Raw genomic sequence first — 19046 nt, 5'->3', positions numbered from 1 at the left:
GGTCAGGGTGCTCCGGCCGGCGGCCGCGCCGGGGCCGGCGGCGGGTGCCTGTGGACAAGGAACCGGCCTGTGGACGGGCGGACGATCATGGGTGGCCCGTGCTAAGGGCCCGGCGGCCGTCAAGCGGGGGAGGGCTCCGCCGCCGAAGGGCCCGGACCTGTGCCGGGAGGGACGAATGGCGCCGGTGGGGTGGGTCGCATACGGTGCCGGACGTGGACGCACGACGGAGCTATCCCGAAGATCAGGAGTCGCGCTGGTACCCCGCCGGGCAGGAGCGCGGCTACGGCGAGCCGGACTGGCGCGGCGGGGGCGAGTCCCGCATCCGGGACGACGAGTACCCGACCCCCGAGCAGCGCGCCGCGGAGGAGGGCCGGTTCGCCGATCCGGGCGGCCCGGGACGGTACGGCCAGACCGGGCGTTACGGCCCGGCGGACCCGCTCGGTGACTCCCGGGGCGAGCCCGAGGGATACCGCCCGACCCGCTCGCGCCGGGCCGACGACCCGGACGTCTCCGGCGAACTGCCGGGCGGCCGGTGGGCGGCCCGGGAGAGCGCCGACCCCCTCACCACCACCGGCGCGGGTCCGCTGACCTCCGCCGACCGGCTCTCCGCCACCGGTGCCGGGCCGCTGGCCAGCGGTGTCGACCGTCTCGGCGGCCCCGGGCCGGCCGGCGTGGAGGCGGGGGAGCGGCCGGATGCGGTCCGGTCCGCCCCGCTGGGCGGGTACCCGATCGTCGAGCCGACCCGCCCCGCCGAGCCGGCGCACCCGCTGGAGATGCCGACCGGCCCGATGCCCCCGGTCATGCCCCGCCTGGACGGCGCGGTGGGCCCCGAGGCGGCGTACCGTCCAGCCGGCGGGCCCTCCGACGGCGTCTACCGGACCCGCCGGCCGGCGCTGGCGGTGATCCTCGGCGTGCTGGTGCTGGTCTTCGAGCTTCCCGCGCTCCGGGTGCTGCTGCACGGCGTGACCGGCGACCCGGTCTCGACGTCGCACGTCGTCGTCGGCACCTTCCTCGTCACCGGGCTGCCGATCTTCGCCGCCGGCCTGTACGGGCTGCGCACCGGCGGCCTGGCGATGGCCGACGGGGCGCGCGGCTGGCTGCGCCCGCCGACCGCCTACCTGACCGTCGGGCTGGTGCTCTTCCTCGCCGCCGCGCTCGCCGCCGGCTGACCCGGGCGGGACGCCGCCGGCCGACCCGAGCCGGACGGGGCCCGCCCTGCCGAGGCCCCGGTCGGCGCGGCGCAAGAGCAGGTGCCGGAGATCCCGGTCGGCGTGCCGCGTCCGAATTCGCGACCGGAGCATCGAAGCGGCGGGTTCGCGCACCCGCCAGCCCGGCGGCGCGGCAGGCGCGTACACTGGTCGACTGGCGACCGCCTCGCGCGGTCGACCTCGCGCGCCCTCTCCACGGTTCGTCGTGGGGCGGCGGCCTCCCTGGTCCCGATCTTGGTCGGGTCCGTCATGGCCGACGACCGGGCGCCAGGCGTCCGGCCGCCGGCCGGACGGGACAACCAGGGACAATAGGAGTACCCACCATGGCCGTCGTGACCATGCGTCAGCTGCTGGAAAGCGGTGTCCACTTCGGGCACCAGACCCGGCGCTGGAACCCGAAGATGAAGCGCTTCATCTTCACCGAGCGCAACGGTATCTACATCATCGACCTGCGCCAGACCCTCGACTACATCGAGAAGGCCTACGAGTTCGTGCGTGGGACCGTCGCCGAGGGTGGCAGCATCCTCTTCGTCGGCACCAAGAAGCAGGCCCAGGAGGCCATCGCCGAGCAGGCGACCCGGGTCGGCCAGCCGTACGTCAACCACCGCTGGCTCGGCGGCATGCTGACCAACTTCCAGACGGTGTACAAGCGCCTGCAGCGGATGAAGGAGCTGGAGGCCCTTGGTGACCTGACCGGCACCGCCGCCGGCTACACCAAGAAGGAGACCCTGCAGCTCTTCCGCGAGAAGACCAAGCTCAGCAAGACCCTTGGTGGCCTGCGGGACATGCAGAAGCTCCCGGCCGCGGTCTGGATCGTCGACACCAAGAAGGAGCACATCGCCGTCGACGAGGCCCGCAAGCTGGGCATCCCGGTGATCGCGGTGCTCGACACCAACTGCGACCCGGACGAGGTCGACTTCCCGATCCCGGGCAACGACGACGCGATCCGGTCGGCCGAGCTGCTGACCAGGGTCGTGGCCGCCGCCGTCGCCGACGGTCTGATCGCCCGCTCCGGCCGCCGCCGGGGCACCGACGAGAAGCCCGAGCCGGGTCAGGTCGGCGCCGACGAGCCGCTGGCCGAGTGGGAGCGCGAGCTGCTCGAGGAGCCGAAGAAGGCGGACGAGCAGCCGGTGCAGCAGGCTGAGCAGCCGGCTGAGCAGCCGGCCGAGCAGCCGGCCGAGCAGCCGGCCGAGCAGCCGGCCGAGCAGCCGGCGACCGCCGCCGCGGAGTGACCGCACCGCCGCTTCCCCACCGTCCGTTTTCACCGACGGTGGGGAGCGGCGGGTACGCCGGGCACATCCGGCCCGGATCCGGGTAACCGGCACCCAGACCATCCCACCCCGCAGTTCCGACATCGAAGAGAGAGCCATGTCCAACTTCACCGCCGCGGACGTCAAGAAGCTCCGCGACCTCACCGGCGCCGGCATGATGGACTGCAAGAAGGCGCTGACCGAGGCCGAGGGCGACTTCGACAAGGCCGTCGAGATCCTGCGTGTCAAGGGCGCCAAGGACGTGGGCAAGCGGGCCGGCCGGACCGCCGCCAACGGCCTGGTCGCCCACTCCGGCAAGGCCCTGCTGGAGGTCAACTGCGAGACCGACTTCGTCGCCAAGAACGAGGCGTTCGTCGCCCTGGCCCAGCAGCTGGTCGAGCACGGCGAGCGCAGCGGCGTCAGCAACGCCGAGGAGCTGCTCGCCTCCGAGCTGGACGGCAAGACCGTCGCTGACCTGATCCAGGTGCAGTCCGCCAAGATCGGCGAGAAGCTGGTGCTCAACCGCTTCGCCAAGCTGGACGGCAACGTCGCGGTCTACCTGCACCGCAAGAGCCAGGACCTGCCGCCGGCCGTCGGCGTGCTGGTGGAGTACGCCGGCCAGACCGACGAGGCCGGTGACGCCGACGCGCGCGCCGCCGCCATGCAGATCGCCGCCATGCGGCCGAAGTACCTCACCCGGGACGAGGTGCCGGCCGAGGTCGTCGAGTCCGAGCGTCGTATCGCCGAGCAGACCGCCCGCGAGGAGAACAAGCCCGAGGCGGCGCTGCCGAAGATCGTCGAGGGTCGGGTCAACGCCTTCTTCAAGGACTACGTCCTGGTCGAGCAGGCGTCGGTGGCCGACAACAAGAAGACCGTGAAGCAGGTGCTGGCCGAGGCCGGCATCGAGGTGACCCGCTTCCTGCGGTTCGAGGTCGGCCAGGCCTGAGCCGCCGGACGGGCGTGTGACGCGCCCGAGGGCAGGGAACGTCGACGAGGAGGCCGCCGGTGTACATGACAGGCACCGGGGCCTCCTCGTCACATAGGGTCGGCAACGGCAGTTGCGCGGTACGCGGCGCGTGCGCGCGGGGAAGGGCGGGGCGGATGACGCAGGTTGTGAGTGACCGGAGCCTGGGAGCGGACGACCCGACGGCGCCGCCGCCCGGGCGGGCCCGCCGGGTGGTGCTGAAGCTCTCCGGCGAGGTCTTCGGCGGCGGGGCGATCGGCGTCGACCCGGACGTCGTGCAGGCCATCGCCCGGCAGATCGCCACCGTGGTCCGCCGCGGCGTGCAGGTCTCCGTGGTGGTCGGCGGCGGCAACTTCTTCCGCGGCGCCGAGCTGCAGAAGCGCGGCATGGACCGGGCCCGGGCCGACTACATGGGCATGCTCGGCACGGTGATGAACTGCCTCGCCCTCCAGGACTTCCTGGAGAAGGAGGGCATCGAGACCCGCGTGCAGAGCGCGATCACGATGGCCCAGGTCGCGGAGCCGTACATCCCGCTGCGCGCCATCCGGCACCTGGAGAAGGGCCGCGTGGTCATCTTCGGCGCGGGCGCCGGCATGCCGTACTTCTCCACCGACACCGTCGCCGCCCAGCGCGCGCTGGAGATCCGCGCCGACGTGGTGCTGATGAGCAAGAACGGTGTCGACGGCGTCTACACCGCCGACCCCCGGATCGACCCCTCCGCCAGCAAGTTCGACTCGATCACCTTCTCCGAGGTGCTGCGCCGCAACCTGCGGGTGGCCGACGCCGCCGCGTTCAGCCTCTGCATGGAGAACGGCCTGCCGATGCTGGTCTTCGGCGCCCAGGGCGACGACACGATCATTCGCGCCGTCGGCGGCGACAAGATCGGTACCCTGATCACCGCCTGAACTCCCCCGGCCGACCGCCTCGGCGGTCCTCCGACAGACAGCAGCAGAGCCCACCACGAGTAACAGAAGGAGGCGAGGAGACCGGTGATCGACGACACCCTCCTCGAGGCCGAAGAGAAGATGGACCGTGCCATCGAGCACGCCAAGGAAGAGTTCGGCGCCATCCGCACCGGCCGCGCCAACGCCGCCATGTTCTCCAAGGTCGTCATCGACTACTACGGCACCCCCACCCCGCTGCCCCAGATGGCCTCCATCGGGGTTCCCGAGCCGCGCATGGTGATCATCAAGCCGTACGACAACTCGCAGATCAACGCCATGGAGAAGGCGATCCGCGACTCGGACCTCGGCGTGAACCCGAACAACGAGGGCAACCAGCTGCGCATCCTGCTCCCCCAGATGACCGAGGAGCGCCGCCGCGAGATGATCAAGGTGGCCCGGCACAAGGGTGAGGAGGCCAAGGTGGCCATCCGCAACATCCGCCGCAAGGGCAAGGAAGAGCTGGACCGGCTGGTCAAGGACGGCGAGGTCGGCGAGGACGAGGGCCGCCGCGCCGAGAAGGAGCTCGACGACGTGACCCAGCGGTACGTCGCCAGCGTCGACGAGCTGGTCAAGCACAAGGAGACCGAGCTGCTCGAGGTGTAGTCGCCCGGACGGGACGCCCGTCCCGGACGCCACCGAGGCCCGCCCCCGCACCCGGGGAGCGGGCCTCGCCTCGTCCAGCGCGGGATCCGCACGCTCCGGGTCGTCTCGGTCAGCGTCGTCCCCTGGTACGCGTCGTGCAGCTCGAACCGCACGACGGCCCGCCCCGGGTGCAGGACCGGGTCGACCCGGTAGAAGCTCATCGAGAGGCTCGTGGTGCCGCCGTCGCAGGTGATCTCGCCGGCGCCGTGCCCGCAGGTGGCCCACTGGGTCGGCAGCCCGTCCTGGATGAGCGAGGCCGGCAGGAAGTAGACGCTGGCGCCGGGCTGCCGCGCCCGGAAAGCTGATCGGCCGGCCGCCGGCGACCGCCCGGTGCCTGGTCGTACCGTCCCTGCGACCAGGTGCCGGTGACGGGCTGGCCTCGTCCGCCGCCCCCGGCCGCCCCGTGCAGTAGGCTCGGCACGATTCCCGGCCACCGCGCGGTGAACGGCGGGAATCGGCCGGCCGTCGGGCCGGTCAACCGGACGGAACAGTCACGCGTGTAGGGGATGGCCTTGGTCTTGCGGCATGTGGTGGAACTCGTACCGTTCCCGCTCGGTGCGTGATGTCCCACCCCGACCCCTACGGCGGCGCCGAGCCTCGCGGCTGGGACCGCCCCGAACGCCCGCCCGCGCTGCCCTGGCCCGAGCGGGACGTCGAGCCCACCGGCCCGTGGAACCGGCAGTCCGGCGCCGACCTGTACGCCGGGCCGCAGGCCCGCCCCCGGCCGACCGCCCGCCGGTACGACGAACCCGCCCTCGACCCGTACGACGGGCACGGCGACCGGTACGACCGCCACGACGTCGACCGCTACGGGGCCTACGACGACGGGTACGACCGGCGCGGTCCCGGGCGCCCGCCGCGCGACGACGACATGCCCACCTCCGCGCTCCCGCCGGTCCGCGACGACGACGTGCCGACCTCCCAGTTCCCCCCGGTGCGGGAGCCCTCCGAGCCGGAGCGTGACCCGCAGCGGCCCCCGGGCCGGCGGCAGCCCGGCCGGCGCCGGGCCAGCGCGGACCGGCCGGCGACCGGGCAGGCGTCCAGCCGGGCCGGCCGCAACCTGCCGGCCGCCATCGGGGTGGGCCTCGGGCTCGGCGCGTTGATCCTGATCCCGCTCTTCTTCTACCTGCCGGCGTTCCTAGCCGTGGTGGCCGGCGCGGTCGGCGTGGGCATCTGGGAGATGGCCCGGGCGGTACGTCGCAGCGGCGCCCACCCGCCGCTGGTGCCGCTGATCGCCGGCGGCGTGCTGATGATCGGGCTGGCCTGGTACGCCGGGCCGGACGCGCTCAGCCTGGGTCTGCTGGTCACCGTGCTGGGCACGATGATCTGGCGGCTCGGTGACGGCCCGGGCGGCTTCCAGCGGGACCTCACCGCGGCCACCCTGATCGCGGTCTACGTGCCGTTCCTCGGCGGCTTCGCGGCGCTGCTCGCGGCGGCGCCCGACGACGGGCACCTGCGGGTGCTGGCGACCCTGGTCGCGGTGGTGCTCTCCGACACCGGCGGGTACGCGGCGGGGGTGTCCTTCGGCAAGCACCCGATGGCCCCCTCGATCAGCCCGAAGAAGTCCTGGGAGGGCTTCGCCGGGTCGGTCTCGGCGGCGGCGGTCGGCAGCGCCGTGCTGATCTGGCAGCTCTTCGACGTGGCGCCGTGGTGGGGCGCGCTGTTCGGGGTCGCGGTCTCCGTCGCGGCGGTCCTCGGCGATCTCGGCGAGTCCATGATCAAGCGTGACCTGGGCGTGAAGGACATGAGCAACCTGCTGCCCGGGCACGGCGGCCTGATGGACCGGCTCGACTCGATCCTCTTCGCCGTTCCCACCGCGTACCTGCTGCTGGCGGTCTTCGTGCCGGTGGTGGGCTGAGGCATGAATCACGCCCGGCAGACCGTGTCGCCCGCCCGGTGGGGGTCGATTCGGCACCTCCGGACGGGTGTGTTCCGCGGTCGGCGTGACAGACTGGACCGGTCATGACGAGCCTGCCTGTGATCCCCGTAGACCCCGACGCCCCCGGGCGCCGGCCCGCGATGCCGCCCCGCCACCTCGCCGACCTGGACCTGCCGGGCCGGCAGGCGCTGGTGACCGAGCTGGGCGAGCCGGCCTTCCGCGCGAAGCAGGTCTCCAACCACTACTTCGGCCGGCTGGTGCGCGACCCGGAGCTGATGACCGACCTGCCGGCGGCCAGCCGGGAGCGGCTGGCCGGCGCGCTGCTGCCGAACCTCCTCAACCCGGTCCGCGAGCTGGCCTGCGACGACGGCGCCACCCGCAAGGCGCTCTGGCGGCTGCACGACGGCTCGCTGGTGGAGAGCGTGCTGATGGGTTACCCGGACCGGGTCACCGTCTGCATCTCCAGCCAGGCCGGCTGCGGCATGGCGTGCCCGTTCTGCGCCACCGGCCAGGCCGGGCTGACCCGCAACCTGTCCACGGCCGAGATCGTCGACCAGGCGGTCTACCTCGCCGGTGTCGCCGCCTCCGGCGCGGTGGCCGGGTCGCCGCCGCGGCTGTCGCACGTCGTCTTCATGGGCATGGGCGAGCCGCTGGCGAACTACAACCGGGTGGTGGCGGCGATCCGTCGGCTGGTCGCGCCGGCCCCCGAGGGGCTGGGCCTGTCGCAGCGGCACATCACCGTTTCCACGGTCGGCCTGGTTCCGGCCATCCGCCGACTGGCCAGCGAAGACCTCTCAGTGACCCTTGCGCTGTCGCTGCACGCGCCCGATGATGATCTGCGCGACGAACTCGTGCCGGTCAACCAGCGCTGGAAGGTAGCCGAGGTGCTGGACGCAGCGTGGGACTACGCGGCCCGGACGGGGCGCCGCGTGTCGATCGAGTACGCGATGATCAAGGACGTGAACGACCAGCCGTGGCGGGCGGACCTGCTCGGGCGGCTGTTGGCCGGCAAGCTGGCCCACGTGAACCTCATCCCGCTCAACCCGACACCCGGCAGCCGCTGGGACGCGAGCGCGAAGCCGGTCGAGCGCGAGTTCGTCCGGCGACTCCGCGAGGCCGGGGTGTCCACGACGGTGCGGGACACCCGGGGGCGCGAGATCGACGGCGCGTGCGGGCAGTTGGCTGCCGCTGAGGACAGGGACACCGATGCGCCGCGCGGGCGTGACCGGGCGTAGCGACGAGACCAGGAGACATAGTGGCGAGTCAGGGTCAGCGTTTCCGGCGTAAGGCGCTCCGCCGGGGATACAAGGTCGACGAGGTGGACGCCTTCCTGGACCGGGTCGAGGCGACACTCGCCGGCCAGCCGGTCGGCGCGCCCGTGGCCTCCCAGGAGGTCCACGACGTCGTCTTCCGGGTCCGCTTCAACGGCTACGACGAGTGGCAGGTCGACCTGCACCTGGACCGGGTCGAGCGGCAGCTGGCCGAGCTGGAGGAGCGCGGCGGCCGGGGCGCCGACCCGCGCGGCGCCGACCGCCTCGGCCCGCCGATGCGCGACGACCACCGCGGCCTGTCCCCGGTGCCGCAGCCGCTCCCGCCGCGCGCCATGCCGGCGCAGGCCGGCCCGCAGGGCTACGGCAACCGGTACGACGAGCCCACCGGTGCCTTCGCCGGCGGGTACGACGCCCCCCGGGGCGGCTACGACGCGCCGCGCGGTCCGGGTGGTCCTGGTCCGGGCGGGCCGATGGGTCCCGGTGGTCCGGGCGGCCCCGGCGGGCACGGCGGTCCGCCGCAGCGCGGCCTGCCCCCGGGTCCGGGTGGCTACGGCGCCCCGGAGGAGCCGCGGTTCGACGGTTTCGAGGCGGGCCGGCACGGCCGCGCCGACATGACCGCCGAGATCCGGATGCCCGAGCGGGAGCAGCGTGACATGCGCGGGCGTGGCCCGGCCGGCCCGCCCATGCCGCAGCCGGCGCTCGGTGGCCCGCCGATGGGTGGCCCGCCGCCGATGGCCGGTCCGCCGGTGGGCGGCCCGCCGATGGTGGGCCCGCCGATGGCCGGTCCGCCCGGCAGCGACCTCTACCGGGTCGACCAGATCCGGCGCAGCTTCCAGGTGCGTCGCTTCGGCAGCGGGTACGACCCGGACCAGGTGGACCGGTTCTTCGAGACGCTGCTCGGCGGCATGCAGGGCCGCAACCCGATGCCGGTGAACCCGAAGGACCTGGACACCCTGCGCTTCGGGCTGGTGCCGGGCGGCTACTTCGAGGCCGAGGTCGACGCCGCGCTCAAGGACGTGCAGGACATCCTCTTCGGCCGCTGACCGCGCGACGGGGACCGCCGCGGCCGGACGGCAGCGACGGGACCGGAGCGACGGGACCGGAGCGACGGGGACCGACGTGACGAAAGGGCCCACCCCCGAGGGGGTGGGCCCTTCACGCGTTCGCGGTCCGGCGCGGCGGTCGGGTCAGGAGCGCAGGCCGTTGCGGCGCAGCACGGCGTCGCCGATGACGATCCCCAGCAGCAGCACGGCCAGGCCGATCAGCCAGATGTTCTCGACCTTGCCCTCGTGGTTGCCGCACAGCATCGCCAGCAGCGCCAACGCGGAGAGCACCGCGCCGATCCGTCCGGATCTGCGGTGCCCGGGCTTGTGCTGATCTGGCGCGGTTACCGGCTCGCTTCCTGCCACTGTCGGTCCTTCCCTCGCGATCGGATCTCCGGTTAGTCTGGCACGCCCCGCGGCGGGCCCGGCGCAGGGTCCGGCCTGATTGGGGTACGCGGGCGGGTAAGCGCCGGGCGGCCGGGGCCGGTGGACCCCCAGCACGGGGGCGCAACGCCTCTGGCGGCGTCGCGGGTCGGCGACCACACTGCCTCCGGTAGCGTTCGGACGTACACCTTGATTGTCGTTTTGAGGGGGACTGCGGTGCGAGTGACCGGTACGGGACATGCCAGCATGCGGATCGACACGGCCGCGGGCAGCATCCTGTGCGACCCGTGGGTCAATCCCGCCTACTTCGCCTCGTGGTTCCCCTTCCCCGACAACTCCCAGCTCGACTGGGCGGCCCTCGGCGACGTCGACTACCTGTACGTCTCGCACCTGCACCGGGACCACTTCGACGCCGCCCACCTCAAGCGGTACGTCTCCAAGGACGCCACCGTGCTCCTGCCCGAGTTCCCCACCTCGGAAATGGAGGACGAGCTGCGGGCGCTAGGCTTCACGAAGTTCCTCAAGGCCCCGAACGAGCAGGTCGTGGAGCTCGACGGCGGCCTGAAGATCATGATCCAGGCGCTGACCAGCCCGACCGACGGCCCGATCGGCGACTCCTCGCTCTGGGTGGAGTACGACGGGGTCCGGCTGCTGAACCAGAACGACGCCCGCCCGACCGATCTGAGCGTCTTCGCCGAGCTGGGCCACGTGCACGCGCACATGCTGCAGTTCTCCGGCGCGATCTGGTACCCGATGGTCTACGAGCTGCCGCAGGCGGCCAAGACGGCGTTCGGCAAGCAGAAGCGCGACCGGCAGTTCGACCGGACCTGGCGCTACATCGACGACCTGAAGGCCGACCACGTCTTCCCGATCGCCGGCCCGCCGTGCTTCCTCGACGACGCGCTGTGGCAGTTCAACGACATCCACGGCGACGAGGGCAACATCTTTCCCGACCAGTCGGTCTTCCTCGCCGAGTACGCCAAGGTCGGCGGCACCAACGGCATCGTGCTGCTGCCGGGCAGCGTCGCCGAGGTGACCACGGAGGGTGCGAGCACCACCCACCCGGTGCCGGTGGAGGAGTTCTTCGCGAACAAGATCGCGCACCTGGAGGAGATGCGGGAGCGCAAGCGCCCGATCATCGAGGCGGAGAAGGCGTCCTGGCGGCACCCCGAGGTGGAGGTGCTCGGCGAGATGAAGCGCCGCATCGAGCCGCTGCTGGACGAGTCGATCTACCTGGCCAAGGGCGTCGGCGGCCCGGTCCGCTTCGACCTGGTCGGCTACGACGGCGAGAGCGTCGAGTCGATCGTGGTGGACTTCCCGGGCAAGGAGGTCCGCCCGTACGCCGACGAGAAGGTGCGCTACCGGTTCCGGACCGAGCGGGCGCTGATCGAGCACCTGCTGCACATCGAGGAGGTGGACTGGGTCAACTCCCTCTTCCTCTCCTGCCGCTTCTCGGCCGCCCGGATCGGCCAGTACAACGAGTTCGTCTACGCCTTCTTCAAGTGCCTCTCCGAGGAGCGCCTCCAGTACGCCGAGGGCTGGTACGACGAGCACGAGCGGGCCGTCGACGCGGAGGACATCACTATCGGCGACTGGGTGGTGCAGCGCCGCTGCCCGCACCTGAAGGCGGACCTGAGCCGGTTCGGCATCGTCGACGGCGACCAGCTCACCTGCCAGCTGCACGGCTGGAAGTTCGACCTGGGCAGCGGTCGCTGCCTGACCAGCGTCGGCCACAAGATCCGCGCGCACCGCGCCGACGAGCAGACCCCCGCCCCCGCCGGGGAAGCGCTCAGCTGACGGTTTCCCCGCGCCCGCCGCCCCCGCCGGGTCACCATCAGCTCGGGAAGGGGGCGGCGTGGCCGACGGCGCGGGCAGGAGCGGGTACCGGTTCAGGCGTGACCGGGAAATGGCCAGGGACGCCTCCCGGGTGGAGACGTTCAGCGACGGCGTCTTCGCGGTCGTGCTGACGGTGATGGCCGTCGAACTGCTCCAGTACGGTCCGGCCAGGGCCGGCGGGAGGGAGCTTCCCGACGCCCTCGCTCACGCCTGGCCGTCCTACCTGGCGTACGTGATCACCTTCGGGATCGCCGGCCAGATCTGGCTCGGCCATCACAACATGTGGCGGTACGTGGTCCGGGTCGACCAGCTGCTGCTGGTGTTCAACCTGCTCGTGCTGCTCTTCGTGGCCACCATCCCGTTCACCGCCGACCTGCTCTCGGACAACCTGCGCGGCAGCGCGACCGAGCAGCGGCTGACCGCCGCCCTTTACCTCGGCGCCGTGCTCGGCGAGTCGCTCTTCTTCAACCTCAGCTGGTGGTGGGCTCGGCGGCGGCGGCTGCTCCACCCCGACCTGGATCCCCGGCTGGCCCGGGCGGTCTCGCGGCGCTTGCTGGTGCGCCCACTGCTCTACCTGATCGCCTTCGCTTTCGTCTTCGTCGACCCGATCCTCAGCCTCGTCCTCTACCTGCTGCTCGTCGGTCTCTCCCTCATCCGCCGCCCCGGCGATCTGCCCCCCGCCGAGCCCGGCGGTGAGGTCAGCGACCGAGGTCGCTGAGGATGCGGCGGGCGGCGTTGTGGCCGGCGGCGCCGATCACGCTGCCCGCCGGGTGGCACCCGGCGCTGCCCGCGTAGACGCCGTCGACGCCGGTCGCGTACGGCATGCGGTCGATGAACGAGACGGTGTTGTCGACGTGGTGGATGTGCCCGCCGGTGATGCCGAAGTGCGCCTCGATGCCGGGCGGGGGCAGTGGCACCGCGTCGGCGATCAGGTCGCCGGCGCCGGGGGCGTACCGCTCGCAGATGGCGATCAGCTTCTCGACGTACCCGGGCATGGCCTCGTCCCAGGTGGTGCCGGCCAGGGCGTAGGGGACCGACTGCACGAACAGGGCGGAGGAGTGGTGGCCGGCCTCGTCGGAGAGCGACGGGTCGACGGTGGTGTGCAGGTACCACTCGATGGTCGGCTCCTCGGGCAGCCGGCCGGCCTGCACGTCCGCCCACATCCCGCGCAGCGCGGCCATCGGCGCCTCGCCGCCCCCGCCGACCAGTGAGGCCGAGCCGGGGAGCAGGTGGATGGTGGAGCCGAACGGGCTCGGCGCCCCGGCCGGCAGGCAGGCGAAGCGGGGCAGCCCGGTCAGCGCCAGGTTCAGCTTCAGGGTGGTGCCGGGGCGGCGGACCGCCGTCATCCGCTGGTGCAGCGGCGCCGGCAGCGCGCCGTCGGGCAGCAGGTCCATCAGCCGGTACGGGTCGCAGGCGCCGAGCACCACCGGGGCGGCGACGTGCCGGCCGTCGGCGAGCGTCACCCCGCTGGCCGCGCCGCCGTCCAGGGTCACCCCGGTCACCGGCGTACCGGTGCGGATGGTGGCCCCGGCGGCGCGGGCGGCCTCGGCGAAGGTCCGCGAGACGGTGCCCATGCCGCCCCGGGCGATCATCCAGGTGCCGTCCGCGCCGGGCAGCCGGCACATGTTGTGCACCAGGAAGTTGTGCCCGGTGCCGGGGTCGTCCGGACCGGCGTTGAGGCCGGAGAGGCCGTCGGTGACCGCGTACATGCTGACCAGCAGTTCGGAGCGGAAGTCGAAGCGGGCCAGGTGATCGGCGACCGAGCCGCGCACCAGGTCGACGAAGACCTGCCGCAGCGCCGGGCGGACGTACCGCTCGGCGGTCTCCTCCACCGGCAGCGGCTCGGCCAGCCAGGCCGGCGCCAGGTCCTCGCGCAGCTGGGCCAGTTCGGCCTGCAGGGCGTCGTCGGCGGCCGCGTCGGCGGGGGAGAAGAACTCGGCGAGCTGCTTGCGGGTCGCCGCGGTGTCGCTGCCGAAGAGCAGGTACGGCGAGCCGATGCCGCCCGGCGTGGGCAGGAAGTAGTGCGGGTCGCGGCGCAGCACCGGGATCCGCACGTCGAGCGTGGCGAGCAGCTCCGGCGGCATCAGCCCGAGCAGGTACGACCCGGTGGAGTGGCGCAGCCCGGGGACCTTGGGGAACGGGTTCTCGGTGCGGGTGGCCCCGCCGATCTCCTCCGCCGCCTCCAGCACCAGCACGTCCAGCCCGGCCCGGGCCAGCAGGACGGCCGAGACCAGCCCGTTGTGCCCGGATCCGACGATCACGACGTCGGCGCGGGTCGGCAGCTCACTCGCTTCGCTCATGCCCGGGCAGCCTAGTGCGGCGCGGCCCGCGGCGGGAGGGCTTCAGCGGCGGGAGCGTTTCAGCGGCGCTTGGCGCGCCAGCGGCTCAGGGCCAGGGTGGCCGAGTAGCCGGCCAGCACGATCACGTGGAACAGGTAGAGCCAGAGCAGCACCGCGACGCCCGCGCCGATCTCGTCGAAGCCGCCGAACGGCACCCCCAGGTCGATCGGGAGCGAGGCGAACAGCACGAACCCGTGCAGGAAGCCGGAGAGGTTCGCCGCCGTGAACGAGCCGAGGACGAGGGTGGACAACCAGTCCGGGGAGGCAGGCCCCACGACCCGGAACACCCACATCAGCACCGGCGTGAGTACCAGCCACACCCCCAGGAACGACAGCACCACGCCGAGCGCGCCGATCCAGCCGCCCTGCCGCACCAGGTGGGTGGTGGTGGGCAGGGCGATCAGGATCGACAGCAGCAGTGCCGGGGCCGGGGCGAGCAGCGGCAGCAGCAGCAGTCGACCGCGCCAGCCCACCAGCGACTCGTCCGGGTTCGGCGGCGTGGCGACCGAGACGAACGCCCGGCGCAGCCCCTCGCCGTAGAGCGACGCCGGCAGCAGGGAGGCCAGCGCGAGCAGCGGGGTCAACTCCACCCCGGCCCCGACCAGCGCCTCCACCGCCCGGGGCGCCCCGATCGCGTCCGGCAGCGTGTTCACCGCGTGCGAGGTGAGCCGGCGGACCCGGTCCGCGCCGACCAGCAGCGAGGTCGTCCAGATCGCCAGCAGCGCCACCGGCACCACGGCGATCCCCCCGTAGAAGGTGATCGCGGCGGCGTGCAGCGAGAGGTCCCGGCCGCGTACCGGCCGGAAGGCGGCGCTGGTGATCCGCTTCGTGCGCTGCCATGCGTGGCCCATCGCGATCTCCTTCCCCTCTCGGGCCGGGGCACGCATTACGATCGCGCGTCATGACGGTGCTCACCACGGAACGCCTGGTGCTGCGGGACTGGACCGACGCCCCGGCGGACCTGGATCGGATCTTCGACATCTACTCGCGTACCGAGATCACCCGCTGGCTGGCCGCGTCCGGCCTGCCGCTGACCGACCCGGCCCAGGCCCTGGACCGGCTGGCCATCTGGCGGAAACGGCACGCCGGCCAGGGCGGACGGTACGGCACCTGGGCGATCGAGGTCCGGGACACCGGCCGGGTAGCCGGCACCCTGATCCTCAAGCCGCTGCCCGGAGCGGACGGCGTGACGGAGACCGACGACATCGAGGTGGGCTGGCACCTGCACCCGGACTCCTGGGGGCACGGGTACGCCACCGAGGCGGCCCGCGCGGTGCTGGCCCGCGAGTTCGCCGCCGGCACCCCACAGGTGTACGCCGTGGTCTCGCCCGGCAACGACCCGTCGATGGCGGTCGCCCGCCGGCTCGGCATGACCCACCTCGGCCGCCGCACCGACTGGTACGGCGGCGAGGTGCTGGAGACCTTCGTCCGCCGGGGCGACGCCTGACGCCCGCCGGGACAACGGGGCGCACCGCTCGGGCGTATCGTCTCGCGCCGTGATGATCAGTTTCGAGACGCAGCCGGACCGGCGGCGGCTCACCGCCGCCCTGCGCCGCGCCTACCGGCGCACGTTACTGCTGTACCGGTTCTGCCCGGTCGCGCTGCTCCTGCCGGCCCTGGTCGACGTGCTTTTCGGAGATGCGCTGGAGGCGCTGCCCTGGGTCGCCGCCGCGGTGACCGCCGCGCTGCTGTCCCCGCTGGTCCTGCGGACGCTGGTCCGGGCCAGCTGGAAGATGCACGGCATCCCGATCACCTGGACGATCTCCGACGAGGGCGTCCGCTGCGTGAACGCCCTCTCCGACAGCGTCGTGCGCTGGGCGGCGCTGACCGGGGTGGAGCCGATCCCCGACCACTTGCTCTTCCGGCTGAGCCGGTACCAGCTCTTCCCGATGCCGATCCACGGTCTGAGCGCGGAACAGCGGGCCGAGCTGTACTCCTACCTGCGCGACCGGGGACTGCTCACCGCCGATCCGGTCGAGCCGGGGCCGCAGGCCGTCCGGCGGTAGGTCACTCCCCGCCGGAACGGTCACGCAGGGTAGTGCCGACCCCCCGGACATGCCGGTGAGCGATATACCTCGGAGTCATAAATATGCCTCTCAGGTATATCGCTCACCAGGCATACGTCGTCCCGCGCGACCCGCCATGGGGCAGCGGAGGCGCGGCGCTGGTCCTATCGTGTCCCGTCGTGATAATCACGTTCGACGCCATCCCCGACCGGGACCGGCTCGCCGCCGCGCTGCGGTCGTCCCTGCCGCCCATGCTCGTGGTACAGGTGCCGGCCGCGGTGCTGGGCCTGGTGGGGGCGTTCGGACTGCTCACCGGCGCGCGGGCGTGGCCGCTGACCCTGCTGGCCCTGGGCGCTCTCGCCTACCGGCTGGTGCCGGAGCTGCTGTTCCGGCGGGTCGTGCGGCACTGCTGGCGGCTGTACGGCCGCCCCACCGCCTGGCAGATCGACGCGACCGGGGTGCGCCGGATCACCGAGCTGACCGACTCGCTGGTCCGCTGGGAGGCGGTCACCCACGCCCGCGTCCTGCCGGCGGGCGACCTCGTGCTCGCCGTGGTCGGCCGGCAGGTGCTCCCGGTACCGACCGCCGACCTGCCACCGGTGGACCGGGACGACCTGCTCGCCCTGCTGCGGGAGCGGAACCTGATCCCAGGGCAGGACTGATCGGCCTTCCTGCCGACTGTCGGGTGGCAGGCTTCCGCCCGCAGCCGGCGGCGGGTGGGGGCAGGCCGAACTCCTCGACGAGAAGGTGCCGGTCGAGGATCCGGACGGCGAGGGCTGAGGCTCCCAGCGGGCGCACAGCGACGCCGGGGCAGAATGGCCGCGTGACAACTCCCCGCGACCTCGTTCTGCTCGGCTCCACCGGCTCGATCGGTACCCAGGCCATCGACATCGTGCGGCGCAACCCGGACGGGTTCCGGGTGGTGGCGCTCGGCGCCGGCGGCGGCAACGTCGAGCTGCTCGCCGCGCAGGCCCTGGAGCTGGGCGTGGACGCGGTCGGGGTGGCGAAGTCCTCCGCCGCGCAGGACCTCCAGCTCGCCTTCTACGCCGAGGCGAGCCGGCGCGGCTGGGCCACCGGGGACTTCCGGCTGCCGAAGATCGTTGCCGGCCCGGACGCCATGACCGAGCTGGCGCAGTGGCCCTGCGACGTCGTACTCAACGGGGTGGTGGGGTCGTTGGGGCTGGCACCGACCCTGGCGGCGCTGCGCGCCGGCCGTACCCTCGCCCTGGCCAACAAGGAGTCGCTGGTGGCCGGCGGCCCGCTGGTGAAGGCCGCGGTGACGCGGCCGGGGCAGATCGTGCCGGTGGACTCGGAGCACTCGGCGCTGGCGCAGTGCCTGCGCGGCGGGGCCCGCGGCGAGGTGCGCCGGCTGGTCGTCACCGCCAGCGGTGGGCCGTTCCGCGGCCGGCGCCGCGACGAGCTGACCGAGGTCACTCCCGCGCAGGCCCTGGCCCACCCCACCTGGAACATGGGCCCGGTCGTCACGATCAACTCCGCCACCATGGTCAACAAGGCGCTGGAGGTGATCGAGGCGCACGAGCTGTTCGACGTGCCCTACGCCGACATCACCGTGATGGTCCACCCGCAGTCGGTGATCCACTCGATGGTCGAGTTCGTCGACGGCTCCACCCTCGCCCAGGCCAGCCCGCCGGACATGCGGCTGCCGATCGCCCTCGGCCTCGGCTGGCCGGACCGGGTGGCCGACGCCGCCGCCGCGGTCGACTGGACCACCGCGCACACCTGGCAGTTCGCCCCGCTGGACGACGAGGCGTTCCCGGCGGTCGCCCTGGCCAAGGCCGCCGGCGAGACCGGCCGGTGCCGCCCGGCGATCTACAACGCGGCGAACGAGGAGTGCGTCGCCGCCTTCGTCGCCGGCCGGCTGCCCTTCCTCGGCATCGTCGACACCCTGCGCCGGGTGTTGGAGGAGGCACCCGATTTCGGCGAACCAGGTACCGTCGAGGACGTGCTCGCGGCCGAGTCGTGGGCACGCGCGCACGCGCAGGAGATCATCTCGGGGTCGGGGAAGGAAGCTTGATGCTCTATCTGCTCGGGGTGGTCGTGATCGCCCTGGGGATTCTCATCTCGGTGAGCCTGCACGAGGCGGGTCACATGCTGACCGCCAAGGCGTTCGGGATGAAGGTCACCCGCTACTTCGTCGGCTTCGGCCCGACCCTGTGGTCCTTCCGCCGCGGTGAGACCGAGTACGGCATCAAGGCCATCCCGCTCGGCGGTTTCTGCAAGATCGTCGGGATGACGCCGCAGGACGACGACGTCGAGCCGGGCGACGAGCACCGGGCGATGTGGCGCTACCCGGTCTGGAAGCGGACGATCGTGATGTCCGCCGGCTCGGTGACCCACTTCGCCCTCGCGGTGATCGCCATCTGGCTCGCCGCGATGTTCATGGGCCTGCCGAACAGGGACCTGCCGAACCCGCTGCCGGCGCACGTCAAGGTCGTGGACTGCGTCCTCCCCACCGACCCCCAGCGCGAGTGCGCCCCCGGCGACCCGGTCAGCCCCGCCAAGCAGGCCGGGCTGCGCGACGACGACAAGATCCTCGCGGTGAACGGCACCTCGGTCCCCGACTACACCGCCCTGGTCAAGACCGTCCGCGACCTGCCGCCGGGCAAGCCGGCCACCATCACGTACGAGCGGGACGGCGTGCAGGGCCAGGTCCAGGCCAACCTCGCGGCGGTGCAGCGCAAGCCGCTGGACAACCCGGACGGCGCCCTGGTCACCGTCTCCGCGCTCGGCGTCGCCGGCCCGTCCCTGCCGCCGGGCGTCCCGGCCAACGTGACGTACGGCCCGATCGAGGCTATCCCGGCCACCGCCGGCTACACCAAGGACCTCGCCGTCGGCACGTACGAGGCGCTGAAGCGGATCCCGGAGAAGGTCCCCGCCCTCTGGACCGCCATCACCGGTGGCGAGCGGGACAAGGACACCCCGATCAGCGTGGTCGGCGCCAGCCGACTGGGCGGCGAGGCGTTGCAGAACGGCGTCTGGCAGATGCTCGTCCTGCTCTTCATCTCGCTGAACTTCTTCGTCGGCGTGTTCAACCTGCTGCCGCTGCTGCCGGTGGACGGCGGCCACATCGCCATCGCCTGGTTCGAACGGGTCCGCTCCTGGCTGTACGCCCGGATCGGCCGCCGCGACCCGGGCCGGGTGGACTACATGAAGCTCATGCCGCTCACGTACGCGGTGATCCTGGTCGGTGGCGCGTTCACGCTGCTGACCATCACCGCGGACGTCGTCAATCCGATCACGCTCTTCTCAAGGTGAGTGC

17 protein-coding genes and 1 pseudogene are annotated in these 19046 nt (G+C 72.8%); 15 read left to right on the top strand and 3 right to left on the bottom strand.

The annotated features are described in order from the left end of the window. The first annotated feature begins 175 nt into the window (after positions 1–175). From GA0074696_RS25840 to GA0074696_RS25805, 8 genes and pseudogenes are all read left to right on the top strand, one after another. Positions 176–1169: pseudogene (locus GA0074696_RS25840) on the top strand (hypothetical protein). A 362-nt stretch (positions 1170–1531) separates the two neighbouring features. Next, on the top strand, positions 1532–2440 hold the full coding sequence (gene rpsB, locus GA0074696_RS25835) for a 30S ribosomal protein S2 (RefSeq protein ID WP_088963484.1): 909 nt from the start codon (positions 1532–1534) through the stop codon (positions 2438–2440). Between the two features lie 136 nt (positions 2441–2576). Beyond that, on the top strand, positions 2577–3404 hold the full coding sequence (gene tsf, locus GA0074696_RS25830) for a translation elongation factor Ts (protein WP_088963483.1): 828 nt from the start codon (positions 2577–2579) through the stop codon (positions 3402–3404). 155 nt (positions 3405–3559) lie between these two features. Further along, positions 3560–4327, top strand: coding sequence for a UMP kinase (gene pyrH, locus GA0074696_RS25825; RefSeq protein ID WP_088963482.1), 768 nt, complete (start codon positions 3560–3562; stop codon positions 4325–4327). 84 nt (positions 4328–4411) lie between these two features. After that, positions 4412–4969, top strand: coding sequence for a ribosome recycling factor (frr, locus tag GA0074696_RS25820; RefSeq protein WP_088963481.1), 558 nt, complete (start codon positions 4412–4414; stop codon positions 4967–4969). A 601-nt stretch (positions 4970–5570) separates the two neighbouring features. After that, a complete protein-coding gene (locus tag GA0074696_RS25815; protein WP_088963480.1) occupies positions 5571–6866 on the top strand; it encodes a phosphatidate cytidylyltransferase in 1296 nt (431 codons plus the stop codon). A gap of 104 nt (positions 6867–6970) precedes the next feature. After that, positions 6971–8122, top strand: coding sequence for a 23S rRNA (adenine(2503)-C(2))-methyltransferase RlmN (rlmN, locus tag GA0074696_RS25810; RefSeq protein ID WP_088963479.1), 1152 nt, complete (start codon positions 6971–6973; stop codon positions 8120–8122). Positions 8123–8142: 20 nt separating this feature from the next. After that, the gene (locus GA0074696_RS25805) at positions 8143–9201 is read left to right on the top strand and encodes a DivIVA domain-containing protein (protein ID WP_088963478.1); all 1059 of its coding nucleotides are present in this window, start codon (positions 8143–8145) and stop codon (positions 9199–9201) included. 144 nt (positions 9202–9345) lie between these two features. Here GA0074696_RS25805 and GA0074696_RS25800 read toward each other — a convergent pair whose 3' ends face one another. After that, positions 9346–9567, bottom strand: coding sequence for a DUF2631 domain-containing protein (locus tag GA0074696_RS25800; protein WP_088963477.1), 222 nt, complete (start codon positions 9565–9567; stop codon positions 9346–9348). A gap of 234 nt (positions 9568–9801) precedes the next feature. Here GA0074696_RS25800 and GA0074696_RS25795 point away from each other — a divergent pair, with 234 nt between their 5' ends. Together GA0074696_RS25795 and GA0074696_RS25790 are read left to right on the top strand one after the other, a co-directional pair. Next, positions 9802–11382 (top strand): Rieske 2Fe-2S domain-containing protein, encoded by a 1581-nt coding sequence (locus GA0074696_RS25795; protein WP_088963476.1) that lies wholly within the window; start codon positions 9802–9804, stop codon positions 11380–11382. Positions 11383–11491: 109 nt separating this feature from the next. Beyond that, positions 11492–12139: a TMEM175 family protein gene (locus GA0074696_RS25790; RefSeq protein WP_088963475.1), complete on the top strand. Its 648-nt coding sequence runs from the start codon at positions 11492–11494 to the stop codon at positions 12137–12139. On the opposite strand, the gene GA0074696_RS25785 is transcribed toward GA0074696_RS25790, so the two are convergent. Next, the gene (locus GA0074696_RS25785; RefSeq protein ID WP_088963474.1) at positions 12120–13721 is read right to left on the bottom strand and encodes a phytoene desaturase family protein; all 1602 of its coding nucleotides are present in this window, start codon (positions 13719–13721) and stop codon (positions 12120–12122) included. The two genes, GA0074696_RS25790 and GA0074696_RS25785, sit on opposite strands and share 20 nt — an antisense overlap. A 59-nt stretch (positions 13722–13780) precedes the next feature. Continuing rightward, positions 13781–14611, bottom strand: a complete 831-nt coding sequence (locus tag GA0074696_RS25780; protein WP_088963473.1) for a YhjD/YihY/BrkB family envelope integrity protein — start codon at positions 14609–14611, stop codon at positions 13781–13783. A 50-nt stretch (positions 14612–14661) separates the two neighbouring features. On the opposite strand from GA0074696_RS25780, the gene GA0074696_RS25775 reads away from it, so the two are divergent. From GA0074696_RS25775 to GA0074696_RS25755, 5 genes are all read left to right on the top strand, one after another. After that, entirely contained in the window at positions 14662–15207 is a 546-nt protein-coding gene (locus tag GA0074696_RS25775; protein ID WP_088963472.1) for a GNAT family N-acetyltransferase, read from the top strand. Positions 15208–15259: 52 nt separating this feature from the next. After that, the gene (locus GA0074696_RS25770) at positions 15260–15766 is read left to right on the top strand and encodes a YcxB family protein (RefSeq protein WP_331716551.1); all 507 of its coding nucleotides are present in this window, start codon (positions 15260–15262) and stop codon (positions 15764–15766) included. 179 nt (positions 15767–15945) lie between these two features. Then, a complete protein-coding gene (locus GA0074696_RS25765; RefSeq protein ID WP_088963470.1) occupies positions 15946–16428 on the top strand; it encodes a hypothetical protein in 483 nt (160 codons plus the stop codon). 161 nt (positions 16429–16589) lie between these two features. Then, positions 16590–17801 (top strand): 1-deoxy-D-xylulose-5-phosphate reductoisomerase, encoded by a 1212-nt coding sequence (gene dxr, locus GA0074696_RS25760; RefSeq protein WP_088963469.1) that lies wholly within the window; start codon positions 16590–16592, stop codon positions 17799–17801. Then, positions 17801–19042, top strand: coding sequence for a M50 family metallopeptidase (locus GA0074696_RS25755; RefSeq protein WP_088963468.1), 1242 nt, complete (start codon positions 17801–17803; stop codon positions 19040–19042). Before dxr ends, GA0074696_RS25755 begins: the two co-directional genes overlap by 1 nt. The last annotated feature ends 4 nt before the right edge of the window (positions 19043–19046 follow it).

The organism is Micromonospora purpureochromogenes, from assembly GCF_900091515.1.
GTDB lineage: Bacteria > Actinomycetota > Actinomycetes > Mycobacteriales > Micromonosporaceae > Micromonospora > Micromonospora purpureochromogenes.
Note: the sequence above shows the minus strand (reverse complement) of the source record. Positions and strands in the feature narration are given on the sequence as shown.

Bases quoted from the DNA above. Each gene is read 5' to 3' on its own strand.
- rpsB (WP_088963484.1), top strand. From the start codon at position 1,532: ATGGCCGTCGTGACCATGCGTCAGCTGCTGGAAAGCGGTGTCCACTTC.
- tsf (WP_088963483.1), top strand. From the start codon at position 2,577: ATGTCCAACTTCACCGCCGCGGACGTCAAGAAGCTCCGCGACCTCACC.
- pyrH (WP_088963482.1), top strand. From the start codon at position 3,560: ATGACGCAGGTTGTGAGTGACCGGAGCCTGGGAGCGGACGACCCGACG.
- GA0074696_RS25815 (WP_088963480.1), top strand. From the start codon at position 5,571: ATGTCCCACCCCGACCCCTACGGCGGCGCCGAGCCTCGCGGCTGGGAC.
- rlmN (WP_088963479.1), top strand. From the start codon at position 6,971: ATGACGAGCCTGCCTGTGATCCCCGTAGACCCCGACGCCCCCGGGCGC.
- GA0074696_RS25790 (WP_088963475.1), top strand. From the start codon at position 11,492: ATGGCCAGGGACGCCTCCCGGGTGGAGACGTTCAGCGACGGCGTCTTC.
- GA0074696_RS25785 (WP_088963474.1), bottom strand. From the start codon at position 13,721: ATGAGCGAAGCGAGTGAGCTGCCGACCCGCGCCGACGTCGTGATCGTC.
- GA0074696_RS25780 (WP_088963473.1), bottom strand. From the start codon at position 14,611: ATGGGCCACGCATGGCAGCGCACGAAGCGGATCACCAGCGCCGCCTTC.
- GA0074696_RS25775 (WP_088963472.1), top strand. From the start codon at position 14,662: ATGACGGTGCTCACCACGGAACGCCTGGTGCTGCGGGACTGGACCGAC.
- GA0074696_RS25770 (WP_331716551.1), top strand. From the start codon at position 15,260: ATGATCAGTTTCGAGACGCAGCCGGACCGGCGGCGGCTCACCGCCGCC.
- GA0074696_RS25755 (WP_088963468.1), top strand. From the start codon at position 17,801: ATGCTCTATCTGCTCGGGGTGGTCGTGATCGCCCTGGGGATTCTCATC.